This window comes from Micromonospora sp. MA102 (assembly GCF_025460765.1).
Taxonomy (GTDB): domain Bacteria; phylum Actinomycetota; class Actinomycetes; order Mycobacteriales; family Micromonosporaceae; genus Micromonospora; species Micromonospora halotolerans.
The window spans coordinates 130254-145943 of the sequence record NZ_JAMWEG010000016.1; the positions used below are offsets into that span (position 1 = coordinate 130254).

Genomic DNA, 15690 nt, shown 5'->3' on the forward strand with positions numbered 1-15690 from the left:
GCGTGGACAGCATGACGGACAGGCTGAGCGAGCTCCAGGCCGCCGGTGTGGCGATCTGGCTCGACGATCTTTCCCGGGTACGACTGAGCTCCGGTGGGCTGGACAAGCTCCGCCGCGAGTCGCACGTGGCCGGGGTGACCACCAACCCGACGATCTTCGCGAAGGCACTCAGCGACGCCGACGAGTACAACTGGCAGCTGCGCGACCTCGCCACCCGCGGCATCGAGGTCGAGGAGGCGGTCCGCATGCTCACCACGTACGACGTGCGGTGGGCCTGCGACGTGATGCGCCCCTCCTACGACAAGAGCGCCGGAGTGGACGGCCGGGTGTCGATCGAGGTCGACCCGCGGCTGGCCCACGAGTCCGACCGGACCGTGGCCGAGGCCAAGGCGCTCTGGTGGCTGGTCGACCGGCCGAACCTGTTCATCAAGATCCCGGCCACCGAGGCGGGCCTGCCGGCGATCACCGCGACCCTGGCCGAGGGGATCAGCGTGAACGTCACGCTGATCTTCGGCCTGGACCGGTACTCGCAGGTCATGGAGGCGTTCCTGGCCGGTCTGGAGCAGGCGAAGGCCAATGGCCACGACCTGTCGAAGATCGGGTCGGTCGCCTCGTTCTTCGTCTCCCGGGTCGACACCGAGGTGGACAAGCGGCTGGAGAAGATCGGTTCCGACGAGGCCAAGGCGCTGCGCGGCAAGGCCGCCATCGCCAACGCCCAGCTGGCGTACGAGCGCTACGCCGAGGTCTTCGGCTCCGACCGGTGGCGGAAGCTGGCCGACGCCGGCGCCCACCCGCAGCGCCCGCTGTGGGCCTCCACCTCGACCAAGAACCCGGACTACCGGGACGTCATGTACGTCGAGCAGCTGATCGCGCCCGGCACGGTCAACACCATGCCGGAGGCGGTCATCCACGCCTACGCCGACCACGGGGAGACCCGCGGCGACACGGTCACCGGCGCGTACGACGCGGCCCGCAAGGTCTTCACCGACCTGGAGGCCGTCGGCGTGGACATGGCCGACGTGATCGAGACGCTGGAGCGGGAGGGCGTGGAGAAGTTCGCCACGAGCTGGATGGAACTGCTCGACGGGGTCAAGAAGTCCCTCGCCGAGGCGGCCAAGGGCATCGGCCAGCCGAACCAGGCCGCCAAGGGCAACGCGCGGGCCGCCGAGAAGGCCGGGGGCAACGCGTGACGGACGGCGCCGGACGCGTCCCGGGACCCGGGACGCGCCACGCCACGAGGACGGGGTGGTGAGGTGAGCGACCTGCTGGCCGGCCGTGCGGACATCGCCGCCGGGCTGGCCGTGCACGGCGCGGACGCGGTCGACGGGTCCGCGCCCGCGTCCGTGCGGGCCGCGCTGGTCGCCGCGGACCTCCCCGCCCGGCTCGCCGCCAAGGACCCGACCCTCTGGGGGCCGGCCGCCGAGGCGACGGCCCGGACGGCGCTGGGCTGGTTGGACACCCACGCGCGCGCCCGGGACCTGCTCCCCCAGCTCGCCGAGCTGACCGAGGAGCTGGCCGACCTGGACCACGTGGTACTGGCCGGGTCGGGCGGCTCCTCGCTCGCCCCCGAGGTGGTCGCCCGGACCCTCGGGCGGCCGCTGACCGTGCTGGACGGCACCGATCCCGGCGAGGTCCGCGCGGCCCTGGCCGACCGGCTGGACCGCACCGTGGTGGTGGTCGCCGGCAGGTCCGGGGCCACGGTCGAGACCGACAGCATCCGGCGGGCGTACTGGCAGGCGTTCCTGGACGCCGGGCTGACCGACGCGGAGGCCGCCCGGCACTTCGTGGTGGTCACCGACCCCGGCTCCCCGCTGGAGGCGGTCGCCGACGAGCTGGGCGTGGTGGTCATCCAGTCCGACCCGGCGGTGGGCGCCCGGTACTCGGCGCTCACCGCCTTCGGGCTGGTTCCCGCGGCGCTGGCCGGGGCGCCGGTCGCCGACCTGCTGGACGACGCCGAGGCCCTCGCCGGCGCGCTCGACCGGGACCGGGACAACCCGGGCCTGGCCCTCGGGGCGGCGCTCGCCGCGGCGGCCACCACCGGCCGGGACACCGTCGCGCTGGTGTCCGACGGCACCGGGCTCGACGGGCTGGGCGACTGGGCCGAGCAACTGCTCGCCGAGTCCACCGGCAAGGCCGGTCAGGGCATCCTCCCGGTCGTGGTGGAGTCCCCGGACGCTCCCGGCGCCACCGGCCCGGGCGTGCTGACCGTGGGCTACGGCGGGGCCCTCGGCCCGGGCGTCGCGCCCGGCCCCGCCGACCTGGCGGTCAACGGCCCGCTCGGCGCCCAGTTCCTCACCTGGGAGTACGCCAGCGCGCTCGCCGCCGCCGTCCTCGACGTCGACCCGTTCGGCCAGCCGGACGTCGCCGAGAGCACGGAGCACGCCGCGCGGTTGCTCGCCGCCGGCACGCCGGCGGAGTCGCCCTCGGCCACCGAGGGCGCCATCCAGGTGTACGCCCCGGCCGGCGCCCCCGCCGACCTGGCCGGCGCGCTGACCTGGCTGCTCGCCGGGCTGGGCGATGACGGCTACCTGGCGGTGGCCGCCTACCTCGACCGGTGGGGCGACGCGGCGGTGGCCGGGCTGCGCCCGCTGCTGGCGCGGGCGACCGCGCGCCCGGTCACCTTCGGGTGGGGGCCGCGTTGCCTGCACTCCACCGGGCAGTACCACAAGGGCGGCCCGCGGGCCGGCAGTCACCTCCAGGTGACCGGCGCGGTCACCGACGACCTGCCGGTGCCCGGCCGCCCGTACACCTTCGGAGACCTTCAGGCGGCCCAGGCCGCCGGCGACCGGCGGGCCCTCGCCGATCGCGGGCGGCCGGTGCTGCGCCTGCACCTGACCGAGCGGGCGGCGGGCGTCGCCCAGCTACTGGATGCGGCCGGACGGACACTGACGTGACGATGAATGACGTGACATCGGCGGAGCGAGGAGGCGGCATGAACCCGCTGCGCGATCCTCAGGACCGCCGGCTGCCACGGATCCCGGAGCCGTGCGCTCTGGTGATCTTCGGGGTGACCGGCGACCTGGCCAAGAAGAAGCTCCTGCCGGCGGTCTACGACCTGGCGAACCGGGGGCTGCTGCCGCCCGGTTTCGTGGTCCTGGGCTTCGCCCGGCGCGACTGGGGCGACGGCGACTTCGAGGGGCTGGCCCACGACGCGGCCAAGAAGCACGCCCGCACCCCGTGGCGGGAGGAGGTCTGGGCCCGGCTCGCCGGCAACATCAAGTTCGTCGGCGGCTCGTTCGACGACGACGCCGCCTTCGACCACCTCGCGGCCACCCTCGACGAGCTGCGCGACACCCACGGCATCCCGGGCAACGCCGCCTTCTACTTCTCCATCCCCCCGGCGGCCTTCCCCCTGGTGCTCAAGCAGCTCGCCCGCACCGGCATGGCGGACAACGCCAAGTCCGGCGGGTGGCGCCGCGTGGTGGTGGAGAAGCCGTTCGGCAACGACCTGCCCTCGGCGAAGTCGCTCAACGACCTGGTCGACGATGTCTTCACCCGGCAGGACGTGTTCCGGATCGACCACTACCTGGGCAAGGAGACGGTCCAGAACATCCTGGCCCTGCGCTTCGCCAACAACCTGTTCGAGCCGCTGTGGAACTCCAAGTACGTCGACTCGGTGCAGATCACCATGGCCGAGGACGTCGGCATCGGCAGCCGGGCCGCCTTCTACGACTCCGTCGGCACCGCCCGGGACGTGCTCCAGAACCACCTGCTCCAGCTGCTCGCCCTGGTGGCCATGGAGGAGCCGACGAGCTTCGACGCCGACGAGATCCGGACCGAGAAGCTCAAGGTGCTCAGGGCCATCACGGTGCCGAAGGACGTCTCCCGGGACACCGTCCGCGGGCAGTACCTGCCCGGCTGGGTGGGCGGCGAACGCGCCGTCGGCTACCTCGACGAGGAGGGCGTCCCGGCGGACTCCACCACCGAGACGTACGTGGCCGTGAAGCTGGGCATCCAGAACCGCCGCTGGGCCGGGGTGCCGTTCTACATCCGGGCCGGCAAGCGGCTGCCCCGGCGGGTCACCGAGGTGGCCATCGTGTTCAAGACGGCGCCGCACCTGCCGTTCAACCCCGCCGACATGGAGGCGCTCGGCCCCAACCAGCTCGTCATCCGGGTCCAGCCCGACGAGGGCGTGGTGCTGAAGTTCGGCTCCAAGGTGCCGGGCACGACCATGGAGGTCCGCGACATCGCGATGGACTTCCAGTACGGCGAGGCGTTCACCGAGTCCAGCCCCGAGGCGTACGAGCGGCTGGTGCTGGACGTGCTCATCGGTGACCGGACGCTGTTCCCGGACGCGGCCGAGGTGGAGCAGAGCTGGCAGGTCGTGGACCCGCTGGAGCACGCCTGGACGGGCACCAAGCCGGAGCCGTACCGGGCCGGCGAGTGGGGCCCGCGGGCCGCCGACGAGATGCTGGCCCGCGAGGGCCGGTCCTGGAGGAGAGCATGATCGGCTTGTGGGACACCACCGGGAACGAGGTGGTCAAGGCGCTCGCCGCCGAGCGGCGCAGCGCGGGCGGGGTGGCCAGCGGCATGGCGCTCACGCTGATCGTGGTGGTCGACGAGAAGCGCGTCCGGGAGGCGGAGGCGGCGGCGACCATCGCGGCCGCCGCCCACCCGTGCCGGCTGCTCGTCGTGGTCCGCTCCGACGTCGAGCGGGACCGCAACCGGCTGGACGCGGAGATCGTGGTCGGCGGCCGGCTCGGCCCGTGCGAGGCGGTGGTGACCCGGATGTACGGCCGGCTCGCGCTGCACGCCGAGTCGGTGGTGATGCCGCTGCTGGTCCCGGACGTGCCGGTGGTGACGTGGTGGCACGGCGAGCCGCCGGACGAGATCGCCACCGACTTCCTCGGTGTGGTGGCCGACCGGCGGATCACCGACACGGCGCAGGCCGCCGACCCGATCGCCGCGCTGCGGCAGCGGGCCGCGGACTACGCCCCGGGCGACACCGACCTGGCCTGGACCCGGATCACCCCGTGGCGCACCCTCGTGGCCGGGGCGTTCGACACCACCCAGGCCCGGATCACCGAGGCGACCGTGGTGGCGCCGCGCACCGACCCGACGGCGGCGCTCATGCGCGGCTGGCTGACCGCGCGGCTCGGCATCGACCCGGTGTGGGAGCACACCGACAACTTCCCGCGGATGCGCGAGGTGCAGCTGCGCTGCGCCAACGGCGACGAGCTGATGCTGACCCGCGACGAGAACGCGGCCATCTTCCGGCGGAGCGGCCAGGAGGACCGGACGCTGCCGCTGGTCCGCCGGCCGCTCGGCGACGAGCTGGCCGAGGAGCTGCGCCGGCTCGACGCCGACCAGGTCTACGCCGAGGCGCTCGGCGCGACCGCCGGCCTCACCGGGCTCGAGCAGCGGCCCGCCCACCGGGTGCACGTGTGGAAGGATCCGGCGACCGCCCAGCGGGCCGAGGCGGGGGTCACCGCACACGCCGGCGCGACCGCCAACGAATGAGCGGCAGCCACGGGCCGCGCGGCGGCCGGACAGCACAGGTGACCGCCGCGGGGCGGTCGGAGGACGAAGGCACGATGGATGAGTGAGGCGAGTGTCGCCGTACACGCCGACCCCGACCTGCTGGCGCAGGCGGTGGCGGCCCGGTTGGTGGTGAAGCTGCTCGACGCGCAGGCCGAGCGCGGCCAGGCGTCGGTGGTGCTGACCGGCGGGCGGATCGCCGCGGCGGTGTACCGGGCGGTGGCGCAGCTGCCGGCCCGGGACGCCGTCGACTGGTCCCGGGTCGACGTCTGGTGGGGCGACGAGCGGTTCCTGCCGGCCGGCGACCCGGAACGTAACGAGACCCAGGCCCGGGCGGCGCTGCTGGACGTGGTACCGCTGGACCCGGCCCGCATCCACCCCATGCCGGCCTCCGACGGGCCGGCCGGCAACGACCCGGAGGCGGCCGCCGCCGGGTACGCGCAGGAACTGGCCCGGGCCGCCCGGCCGGGGACCGCCGCCCTCCCCCACTTCGACGTGCTCATGCTCGGCGTCGGCGAGGACGGGCACGTCGCCTCGGTCTTCCCCGAGCACCCGGTGCACCACGACAACCGCCCGGTCAGCGCCGTACGCGGCAGCCCCAAGCCGCCGCCGGTGCGCACCACGCTGACCCTCCCGACGATCAACACGGCCGAGGAGGTCTGGCTGGTGGCCGCCGGGGCGGACAAGGCCCGGGCGGTCGGGATGGCCCTGGCCGGGGCCGGGCCGGTGCAGCTGCCGGCGGCCGGCGTGCGCGGGGTGTCCCGGACGCTGTGGCTGCTGGACCGCTCCGCGGCGGCGAACGTGCCGCCCCGGCTGCGCAGCCTGCGCTGAAACGACGGCGGAGCCCCGGCCCGGGCGGGTCGGGGCTCCCGCGTGCTCAGGCCCCGCCGCGCCGCCGGCGCAGCGTCTCCAGGGCCTCGGCGAGCAGCGCCTCACCCTGCTCCGGGGTGCGGCGCTCCTGCACGTACGCCAGGTGGGTCTTGTAGGGCTCGGCCCGGGCCGGGCCGGGTGGGTTGCCCCGGTCGGGGCCGGCCGGCTCCCCGCACCGCGGGCAGTCCCAGGTCTCCGGGGCTTCCGCCTCGGCGGCGATGAGGAACCGGACGCGGTGGTCGTTCGCGCACCAGTAGGTGACCGGCCGGCGGGGCGCCGGCTCGATGCGCTGCTCGAACCGCTCGGGGGCGGACCCGATCCGGGTGCCGCGGATGACGTTGCCACTGGACACGGCTGCTCGCTCCTGTCGTCGGAGGGGACCGCCGCCTTCGGGGGTGGGCGGCGGGCGACGCGCGGAGAAAAAACTGCGCGCGGTCCGTAACGGACCGCGCGCAGATTGTACGACTCGGAGCGCTCGCTCAGGCGCCGCTGCCCGTCTGGAGCCGGAGCCAGAGCCCGATCCCGACGATGCACGCGAACCAGATGATCCCCACCAGAACGGTGTAGCGGTCGAGGTTCTTCTCGGCCACGGAGGAACCGGCCAGGCTGGAGCTGACGCCGCCGCCGAACATGCTCGACAACCCGCCGCCCTTACCACGGTGCAGGAGGATCAGCAGGGTGAGCAGGATGCTCGTGATGACCAGCAACACGATCATCGTGTAGGCGAACCAGATCGGCATGGCGGGGGTCAGTCCTCTCGTTGCGATCACTGCCCGGTCCTGACGGGCACAGCGGCACCGACCGGTGGGCGGGCAGCGTCAAGGATAGCGAGCGATCAGCGGGCGATGTGCTCCGGGAACCGGCAGATCTGCGCGAATTCCTCGGCGTCCAGGCTGGCGCCCCCGACCAGCGCCCCGTCCACGTCCGGCTGGGCCATGGTCGCCGCCACGTTCGACGACTTCACCGACCCGCCGTAGAGGATCCGGACCTGGTCCGCGGTGTCCTGGCCGAAGGTCTCCACCAGGCGCTTGCGTACCTCCCCGCAGACCTCCTGGGCGTCCTCCGGGGTCGCCGTCTTGCCGGTGCCGATCGCCCAGACCGGCTCGTACGCCACGACGACCTTGGTGACCTGCTCCGGGGTGAGCCCCTTCAGGGCCGCGTCGAGCTGGTCGCAGCAGTGCGGCACGTGCCGGAGCTGCTCGCGGATCTCCAGCCCCTCGCCGATGCAGAGGATCGGGGTCAGCCCGTTCGCCAGCGCGGCGGCCACCTTGGCGTTGACCAGGGCGTCGTCCTCGTGGTGGTACTGCCGCCGCTCGGAGTGGCCGACCACCACGTAGGTGCAGCCCAGCTTGGCGAGCATCGCCCCGGAGATGTCCCCGGTGTACGCGCCCGACTGGAACGGCGACAGGTCCTGCCCGCCGTAGCCGATCAGCAGCTTGTCGCCGTCCACCGCGGTCTGCACGGTGCGCAGGTCGGTGAAGGGCGGCAGGACCACCGTCTCGACCTCGGTGAGCTGCTTCTCGTTGAGGCTCGCGGCCAGCTTCTGCACCAGCAGGTTGGCCTCGAGGTGGTTCAAGTTCATCTTCCAGTTGCCGGCCATCAGCGGCCGGCGGGGGGTGCTCGCCATTCAGCTCTCCAGGGCCGCGATGCCGGGGAGGGTCTTGCCCTCGAGGTATTCCAGGGAGGCGCCGCCGCCGGTGGAGATGTGCCCGAACGAGGACTCGTCCAGGCCGAGCGCCCGCACCGCCGCGGCCGAGTCGCCGCCGCCGACCACGCTGAACGCGTCGGTCTTGGTGATCGCCTCGGCGATGCCCCGGGTGCCGTTCGCGAACGCGGCCATCTCGAACACGCCCATCGGGCCGTTCCAGAAGATCGTCTTCGCCTGGGACAGCGCGGCCGTGAAGCCGGCCACCGTCTCAGGGCCGATGTCCAGCCCCAGCCGGTGGCTCGGGATGCCGTCGGCCGGCACCGTGTCGTGGGCGGCGTCGGGCGCGAACGCGTCCGCGGCCACCACGTCGACCGGAAGCATGATCTTGCCGCCGGACCGCTCCAGCAGGTTGCGGCAGGTCTCGACCATCTCCTTCTCCAGCAGCGAGGTGCCCACCTCGTGGCCCTGGGCCTTGAGGAAGGTGAAGCACATCCCGCCGCCGATGAGCAGCCGGTCGACCGTGGGCAGCAGCGCCTCGATCACGGCCAGCTTGTCGGAGACCTTGGAGCCGCCCAGCACCACCACGTACGGCCGCTCCGGGTCACCGGTGAGCTTGCTGAGCACCTCCACCTCGCGCAGCACGAGGCGGCCGGCGACGTGCGGCAGCCGGGCCGGCACGTCGTAGACGCTCGCGTGCTTGCGATGCACCGCGCCGAAGGCGTCGTCCACGTACACCTCGCCGAAGGCAGCGAGCTGGTCGGCGAAGGCGCCCCGCTCGGCGTCGTCCTTGCTGGTCTCGCCCTTGTTGAAGCGCAGGTTCTCCAGCAGGGCGACCTGGCCGTCGGCCAGGCCCGCCACGGTGGAACGGGCCGAGTCGCCGACGGTGTCCTCGGCGAAGTGCACCGGGGCGCCGAGCAGCTCGCCGAGCCGCCCGGCCACCGGGCGGAGGCTGAACTGCGGGTCCGGCGCGCCCTTCGGGCGGCCCAGGTGCGAGCAGACGACCACCTTGGCGCCGGCCTGGACCAGCGCGCTCAGGGTCGGCAGCACGGCCCGGATCCGGCCGTCGTCGGTGATCTCGCCGCTCTGCTTGTCGAGCGGGACGTTCAGGTCGGCGCGCACCAGCACGCGCCGACCCGACACCCCCTCGTCGAGCAGGTCGTCGAGGTTGCGGATGCTCACAGCGACGAACCCACCAGCTTGACCAGGTCGACCAGGCGGTTCGAGTAGCCCCACTCGTTGTCGTACCAGCCGACGACCTTGACCTGGTTGCCGATCACCTTGGTCAGCGGCGCGTCGAAGATGCAGGACGCCGGGTCGGTGACGATGTCCGAGGAGACGATCGCGTCCTCGTTGTAGATCAGGATGCCCTTGAGCGGGCCGTCCGCGGCGGCCTTGAGCGCGGCGTTGACCTCGTCCACCGTGGTCTCCCGGCCGACCGTGACGGTCAGATCGGTGACGGAGCCGGTCGGGATCGGCACGCGCAGCGCGTAGCCGTCCAGCTTGCCCTTGAGGTCCGGCAGGACCAGGCCAATCGCCTTCGCGGCGCCGGTCGAGGTCGGCACGATGTTGAGCGCGGCGGCCCGGGCGCGACGCAGGTCCTTGTGCGGCGCGTCCTGCAGGTTCTGGTCCTGCGTGTACGCGTGGATGGTGGTCATCAGGCCCTGCTGGATGCCGAACGTGTCGTGCAGCACCTTGGCCATCGGGGCGAGGCAGTTGGTGGTGCAGGAGGCGTTCGAAATGATCGTGTGCTTGGCCGGGTCGTACTGGTCCTGGTTGACGCCCATGACCACGGTGACGTCCTCGTTCTTCGCCGGGGCGGAGATGATGACCTTCTTGGCCCCGCCGTCGACGTGCGCCTTCGCCTTGGTGGCGTCGGTGAAGAAACCGGTGGACTCGATGACGACGTCGGCGCCGACCTCGCCCCACGGCAGCTTGGCCGGGTCCTTCTCGGCGTACGCCTTGATGGTCTTGCCGCCCACGGTGATCTCGTCCGCGGTGGCCTTCACCTCGTGCGGGAGGCGACCCAGGATGCTGTCGTACTTGACAAGGTGGGCGAGCGTCGCGTTGTCGGTCAGGTCGTTGACCGCCACGACCTCGATGTCAGCGCCGGACGCCAGCACTGCCCGGAAGAAGTTGCGGCCGATCCGGCCGAAGCCGTTGATGCCAACCCGGATGGTCACAGGCCCATCTCCTCGCGTTCTGGTCCGCCGGCGTCGAACCCCGGCCGGCGGAGATTGTTCGCCGACCGGTGGAGCCGGCCGTTGACGGTTCATCTCGGCCACCCCGCCGCGGTCCCAGGAGACCAGACCGCCCGAGGCGGTGAGCACAGCGAGGAGTGCCTTGCCGGCCCCCTTGCCGTACGCAGCGACCTTATCCGAGCGCGCGCCGCCGCGCTGCGGCGGGTGGTGATCCCCTCGCAGCCCGACGCCTCACCGCTCCTATCAGACCACGAGCATGTCGGGCGTGACGGCCGCTTCGGTATCCGGGATGCCCAGGTCGCGCGCCCGCTTGTCGGCGAGCGCGAGCAGCCGGCGGATCCGGCCGGCGATCGCGTCCTTGGTCAGCGGCGGCTCGGCCAGCGCGCCCAGCTCCTCCAGGGAGGCCTGCCGGTGCTCCAGCCGCAGCTGGCCGGCCGAGGTCAGGTGGTTGGGGGCGTCGTCGGCGAGGATCTCCAGCGCGCGGGTGACCCGGGCGGCGGCGGCCACCGCGGCACGGGCCGAGCGGCGCAGGTTGGCGTCGTCGAAGTTGGCCAGTCGGTTGGCGGTCGCCCGCACCTCGCGGCGCACCCGCCGCTCCTCCCACGCCAGCACGCTGGAGTGGGCGCCGATCCGAGTGAGCAGCGCGGCGATCGCGTCGCCGTCCTTGACCACCACCCGGTCCACCCCGCGCACCTCGCGGTTCTTGGCGGTGATGCCGATCCGGCGGGCGGCGCCGACCAGGGCCAGCGCGGATTCCGGGCCGGGGCAGGTGATCTCCAGCGCGCTGGACCGGCCCGGCTCGGTGAGCGAGCCGTGCGCCATGAACGCGCCCCGCCAGGCGGAGACCGCGCAGCAGACGTTCGCGGCCACCACGTGCGGGGGCAGGCCACGCACCGGGCGACCCCGGACGTCCAGCAGGCCGGTCTGCCGGGCGAGGGCCTCGCCGTCCTTCACCACCCGCACGATGAAGTGGCTGCCCTTGCGCAGGCCGCCGGAGGCCAGCACGTGGATCTCACTCGGGTAGCCGTAGACCTCGGCGATCTCCCGGCGGAGCCGCCGGGCCACCGCGCCGGTGTCCAGCTCCGCCTCGACCACGACGCGGCCCGACACGATGTGCAGCCCACCGGCGAACCGGAGCAGGGCCGCCATCTCCGCCCGCCGGCAGCAGGGCTTGGGCACGTCGACCCGACTCAGCTCGTCCTTGACCGCAGCCGTCATCGCCATGTTGCGCGCCCCCTCACGGACCGGGTTCCGGCGTGTCGCCGGTGATTACGTACGTGTCTAACGATCGGCGCCCAGGACAGGCACCAACGCGGCGCCCAGGGCGGCCGGATCATGACGGGGCGTGCCGTCGGTGACGGCGACGGGAGCGAGGACCAGCCGGGCACCCAGCGATTCTGCCGCACGTTCGACCGCCACGGGATCACCCACCGCCGTGGAATCGGCAAGCACCATGTCCACCTTCAACTCGGGCAGATAGCGCCGGAGAGTGTCCAGATGGTCGGGAAGGGAGAGGCCGAGGGTCTCCTTCTCGGCCACCAGGTTGAGGGTCACCAGCCGACGGGCCGGGCTGGAGACGATCGCGTCGGCCAGGCCGGGCACCAGCAGGTGCGGCAGCACACTGGTGTACCAGCTGCCCGGCCCGAAGATCAACCAGTCGGCGGCGCGCACCGCGGTCACCGCCTCGGCGCAGGCGGCCGGCGCCGCCGGCGTCAGCCGCAGCGACTCGACCGTGCCGGAGGTGACCGCCACCTGGTGCTGGCCGCGCACCGTGCGGACCTCGTCCGGGCGGTCCGGGTCGGCGCCGCGCACCTGGGCCTCGATGCCGACCGGCTGCCGGGACATCGGCAGCACCCGGCCGACCGCGCCCAGCATCGCGCCCGCGTGGTCGAGGGCCACCACCGGGTCGCCGAGCAGCTCGGTCAGCCCGTGCAGCAGCAGGTTGCCGACCGCGTGGCCGGCGAGCGAATCGGCGCCGTCGGGCCCGCCTCCGGCCGCGGCGAAGCGATGCTGGAACAGCGCCGCGCTGCGCCGGGTGGCCGGGTGGTCGCCGGCCAGGGCCACGAGCGCCTGCCGCAGGTCGCCCGGCGGGAGGCCGCCGCGCTCCGCGCGCAGCCGCCCGCTGGAGCCGCCGTCGTCGCCGACCGTGACCACCGCGGTGATGTCCAGATCCAGTTCGGGTACGCAGTGCCGCAGCGCCCGCAGCGACGCCGACAGCCCGTGCCCGCCGCCGAAGGCGACCACCCTCGTCGGGTTCATTCCCGCCCCAGGTCCCGGTGCTGCGGGTTGGCGGCGATGCCGGAGCGGCGCAGCCGGGCGGCCAGCTCCTCGGCGATCGCCACGCTGCGGTGCTTGCCACCGGTGCAGCCCACGGCCACGGTCAGGTAGCGCTTGCCCTCCCGCTCGAAACCGGCGGTGGTGGCGTTGACCAGGTCCGCGTACCCGGCCACGAAGGCGTCCGCGCCCTCCTGGCCCAGCACGTACGCGCTGACCGCCTCCTCGCGCCCGGTGTGCTCGCGCAGCTCCGGCACCCAGTAGGGGTTCGGCAGGAACCGGGCGTCCATCACGAAGTCGGCGTCCGGCGGAAGGCCGTACTTGAAGCCGAAGGAGAGCACGGTGATCCGCAGCCGGCGCGAGTCCTCCCCGCCGAACAGCTCCTCGACGCGGCGGCGGAGCTGGTTCACGTTCAGGTGGCTGGTGTCGATGATCACGTCGGCCTGGTCGCGGGCCTCCTCCAGCAGCGCCCGCTCGACGGCGATCCCGTCGGCCAGCCGCCCGTCACCCTGGAGCGGGTGCGAGCGGCGGACGCTCTCGAAACGGCGGATCAGCACCTCGTCGTCGGCGTCGACGAAGACCACCCGGGGCTGGAAGCCGCGCTCGCGCAGCTCCCGGATCGCCCCGGCCAGGTCCGTGGAGAAGGCCCGGGAGCGGACGTCCAGCACCATCGCCGTACGCCGGGCCGCGCCGCCGGCCTTGAAGGCCAGCTCGGCCATGTCCAGCATGAGGGCCTGAGGCAGGTTGTCCACCACGTAGTAGCCGACGTTCTCCAACGCCCGGGCCACGGTGCTGCGGCCACCGCCGGACAGGCCGGTCACCACCACCAGGGTGGTGTCCGCCTCGGCCGGCGCCGGCCGCCCGAGAGCTGTCTCCGCGTTGGTCGGCACCAGGTCTCCCGCCGTCCGCGCCTCGCTCACCCGTACCCCCAGCCGTGGCGCCGCGGCCGGTCGGCCGCGCGTTGGTCAGTCAGCGACTCTAACGGCTGCGACCCCGCCCGGGATTCCACGGGGTGACGACCGGAACAGGTGCTTGTCCGTTTTGTCAAGGTCCGGCTGCCGCCCGGTCGAGGCCCGGTCGCCGCGCTGCGGAGGTTCGGTCACCGCGTCCGGTTGCCGCCACACGCCCGCTCGGGGCGGGGCGGTGTCGGCGGGCGCTCGTAGACTGCGCGGATGGTCTCCCCCACCGATCAGCGGACCGAGGACGCGCTGCGGGTGCTGCGCCGCGTCTTCGGCTACGACGCCTTCCGCGGCTTCCAGCACGAGGTCGTCGAGCACGTGGTGGCCGGCGGCGACGCGCTGGTGCTCATGCCGACCGGGGGCGGCAAGTCGCTCTGCTACCAGATCCCGGCGCTGGTCCGCGACGGCGTGGCGGTGGTCGTCTCGCCGCTGATCGCGCTCATGCAGGACCAGGTCGACGCGCTGACCGCGGTCGGCGTCCGGGCCGGGTTCCTCAACTCGACCCAGGATCTCGCCGAGCGGCGGCGGGTCGAGGCGGCGTTCCTCGCCGGCGAGCTCGACCTGCTCTACCTCGCCCCGGAGGCCCTCGCCACGCGCGCCACGCTCGCCCTGCTGGAGCGCGGGCGGATCGGGCTGTTCGCGATCGACGAGGCGCATTGCGTCTCCCAGTGGGGCCACGACTTCCGCCCCGACTACCTCAACCTGTCGATGCTGCACGAGCGCTGGCCGGGGGTGCCGCGGATCGCGCTGACCGCCACCGCCACCCAGGCCACCCGCGCGGAGATCGCCACCCGGCTCAAGCTCACCGACGCCCGGCACTTCGTGGCCAGCTTCGACCGGCCCAACATCCAGTACCGGATCGTGCCCAAGCGGGAGCCGCGCAAGCAGCTGCTCGCCCTGCTGCGCGACGAACACCCGGGCGACGCCGGCATCGTCTACTGCCTGTCCCGCGCCTCCGTGGAGAAGACCGCCGAGTTCCTCGTCGCCAACGGGGTCGCGGCGCTGCCGTACCACGCCGGGCTCGACGCGGCGACCCGGGCAACCAACCAGCAGCGGTTCCTGCGCGAGGACGGCCTCGTCATGGTCGCGACCATCGCCTTCGGCATGGGGATCGACAAGCCCGACGTCCGCTTCGTCGCCCACCTCGACCTGCCCAAGTCGGTGGAGGGCTACTACCAGGAGACCGGTCGCGCCGGGCGCGACGGGCTGCCGTCGACGGCCTGGCTGGCGTACGGGCTCCAGGACGTGGTGCAGCAACGCAAGATGATCGAGACCTCGGAGGGCGACCTGGCCCACCGGCGCAACCTCGCCGCCCACCTCGACGCCATGCTGGCGCTCTGCGAGACGGTGCGCTGCCGCCGCGCGCAACTCCTCGAATACTTCGGCGAGAGCGGCACGCCCAACTGCGGCAACTGCGACACCTGCCTGGAGCCGCCGGAGTCCTGGGACGGCACGGTCGCCGCGCAGAAGCTGCTCTCCACCGTCTACCGGCTCGACCGCGAACGCAACCAGCGGTTCGGCGCCGGCCATTGCGTGGACATCCTCCTCGGCAAGCACACCGACAAGATCGACCAGCACGGCCACGACTCGCTGAGCACCTTCGGCATCGGCACCGACCTGCGCGAGACCGAGTGGCGGGGCGTGGTGCGGCAACTGCTGGCCGAGGGCCTGCTCGCCGTCGAGGGCGACTACGGCACGCTGGCCCTCACCGAGGCGAGCGCCGAGGTGCTGGGCCGGCGGCGCACGGTCACCATGCGGCGCGAGCCGGAACGGCCGGCGTCCGGCCGGTCCGCCAAGCCCCGGGGCGCGGCCACCGTGGTGGCCGACCTCGCCCCGGCCGCCGCCCCGGTGTTCGAGCGGCTCCGCGCCTGGCGGGCGGCCACCGCCAAGGAACAGGGCGTCCCGGCGTACGTGATCTTCCACGACGCCACCCTGCGGCAGATCGCCACCGAGGCGCCCACCTCGCTGGCCGAGCTGTCCCGGATCAGCGGCGTCGGCGACAACAAGCTGGCCAAGTACGGCGAGGGGATCCTCGGCGTGCTCGCCGAATCCTGAGCCTCGGTCCGCAGACACGACGAAGGGCCGACCCCTTGTGGGGGCCGGCCCTTCGTGCTCGCTCCTGTCAGCGGATAGCCGGTCAGGAGGCGCTGTAGCCGCGGGTGGCGATCCAGTCGGCCAGGTTGTCGACGCTGATGCGGTAGGAGGCGGTGTTGGGGTTGGCGCTGTCGGCGATGGTCACGGTGTGGCCGTCGTTCTGGTAGCC

Annotated in this window: 14 protein-coding genes and 1 pseudogene; 6 read left to right on the forward strand and 9 right to left on the reverse strand. The window is 73.3% G+C overall.

From position 1 onward, the window contains the following. Nucleotides 1–11 precede the first annotated feature (11 nt). The 5 genes from tal (at nt 12) to pgl (ending at nt 6309) form a co-directional block, all read left to right on the forward strand. Nucleotides 12–1190, forward strand: a complete 1179-nt coding sequence (gene tal / locus NFX44_RS26270; protein WP_262286270.1) for a transaldolase — start codon at nt 12–14, stop codon at nt 1188–1190. Nucleotides 1191–1253: 63 nt separating this feature from the next. After that, on the forward strand, nt 1254–2894 hold the full coding sequence (locus tag NFX44_RS26275) for a glucose-6-phosphate isomerase (RefSeq protein WP_262286271.1): 1641 nt from the start codon (nt 1254–1256) through the stop codon (nt 2892–2894). A gap of 38 nt (nt 2895–2932) precedes the next feature. Beyond that, the gene (gene zwf, locus NFX44_RS26280) at nt 2933–4447 is read left to right on the forward strand and encodes a glucose-6-phosphate dehydrogenase (protein ID WP_262286272.1); all 1515 of its coding nucleotides are present in this window, start codon (nt 2933–2935) and stop codon (nt 4445–4447) included. Beyond that, on the forward strand, nt 4444–5460 hold the full coding sequence (locus NFX44_RS26285; RefSeq protein WP_262286273.1) for a glucose-6-phosphate dehydrogenase assembly protein OpcA: 1017 nt from the start codon (nt 4444–4446) through the stop codon (nt 5458–5460). Before zwf ends, NFX44_RS26285 begins: the two co-directional genes overlap by 4 nt. A gap of 78 nt (nt 5461–5538) precedes the next feature. Then, nucleotides 5539–6309: a 6-phosphogluconolactonase gene (gene pgl, locus NFX44_RS26290; RefSeq protein ID WP_262286274.1), complete on the forward strand. Its 771-nt coding sequence runs from the start codon at nt 5539–5541 to the stop codon at nt 6307–6309. A 46-nt stretch (nt 6310–6355) separates the two neighbouring features. Here the strand turns inward: pgl and NFX44_RS26295 are convergent, their stop codons facing one another. The 8 genes from NFX44_RS26295 to rapZ form a co-directional block, all read right to left on the reverse strand. Then, nucleotides 6356–6700 (reverse strand): RNA polymerase-binding protein RbpA, encoded by a 345-nt coding sequence (locus NFX44_RS26295; RefSeq protein ID WP_262286275.1) that lies wholly within the window; start codon nt 6698–6700, stop codon nt 6356–6358. A 127-nt stretch (nt 6701–6827) separates the two neighbouring features. Then, nucleotides 6828–7088, reverse strand: coding sequence for a preprotein translocase subunit SecG (secG, locus tag NFX44_RS26300; RefSeq protein ID WP_151461972.1), 261 nt, complete (start codon nt 7086–7088; stop codon nt 6828–6830). A gap of 95 nt (nt 7089–7183) precedes the next feature. After that, nucleotides 7184–7975 (reverse strand): triose-phosphate isomerase, encoded by a 792-nt coding sequence (tpiA, locus tag NFX44_RS26305; protein WP_262286276.1) that lies wholly within the window; start codon nt 7973–7975, stop codon nt 7184–7186. After that, nucleotides 7976–9175 (reverse strand): phosphoglycerate kinase, encoded by a 1200-nt coding sequence (pgk, locus tag NFX44_RS26310; RefSeq protein WP_262286277.1) that lies wholly within the window; start codon nt 9173–9175, stop codon nt 7976–7978. Then, nucleotides 9172–10176 carry a type I glyceraldehyde-3-phosphate dehydrogenase gene (gene gap / locus NFX44_RS26315; protein ID WP_154227719.1) on the reverse strand — a complete coding sequence of 335 codons (1005 nt, stop codon included), beginning with the start codon at nt 10174–10176 and terminating at the stop codon, nt 9172–9174. The genes pgk and gap overlap by 4 nt, the downstream gene beginning before the upstream one ends. A gap of 261 nt (nt 10177–10437) precedes the next feature. Next, nucleotides 10438–11418: a DNA-binding protein WhiA gene (gene whiA / locus NFX44_RS26320; protein ID WP_262286278.1), complete on the reverse strand. Its 981-nt coding sequence runs from the start codon at nt 11416–11418 to the stop codon at nt 10438–10440. 57 nt (nt 11419–11475) lie between these two features. Next, nucleotides 11476–12453, reverse strand: a complete 978-nt coding sequence (gene yvcK / locus NFX44_RS26325) for a uridine diphosphate-N-acetylglucosamine-binding protein YvcK (RefSeq protein ID WP_262286279.1) — start codon at nt 12451–12453, stop codon at nt 11476–11478. Beyond that, nucleotides 12450–13358, reverse strand: coding sequence for an RNase adapter RapZ (rapZ, locus tag NFX44_RS26330; RefSeq protein ID WP_151461987.1), 909 nt, complete (start codon nt 13356–13358; stop codon nt 12450–12452). Before rapZ ends, yvcK begins: the two co-directional genes overlap by 4 nt. Nucleotides 13359–13640: 282 nt before the next feature. Between rapZ and recQ the strand changes: the two genes are divergently transcribed. After that, complete coding sequence (recQ, locus tag NFX44_RS26335) at nt 13641–15482, forward strand: DNA helicase RecQ (RefSeq protein WP_262286280.1); 1842 nt, start codon at nt 13641–13643, stop codon at nt 15480–15482. Between the two features lie 82 nt (nt 15483–15564). On the opposite strand, the pseudogene NFX44_RS26340 reads toward recQ, so the two are convergent. Beyond that, nucleotides 15565–15690 (reverse strand): annotated as a pseudogene (locus NFX44_RS26340) (phytochelatin synthase); the annotation flags it as partial.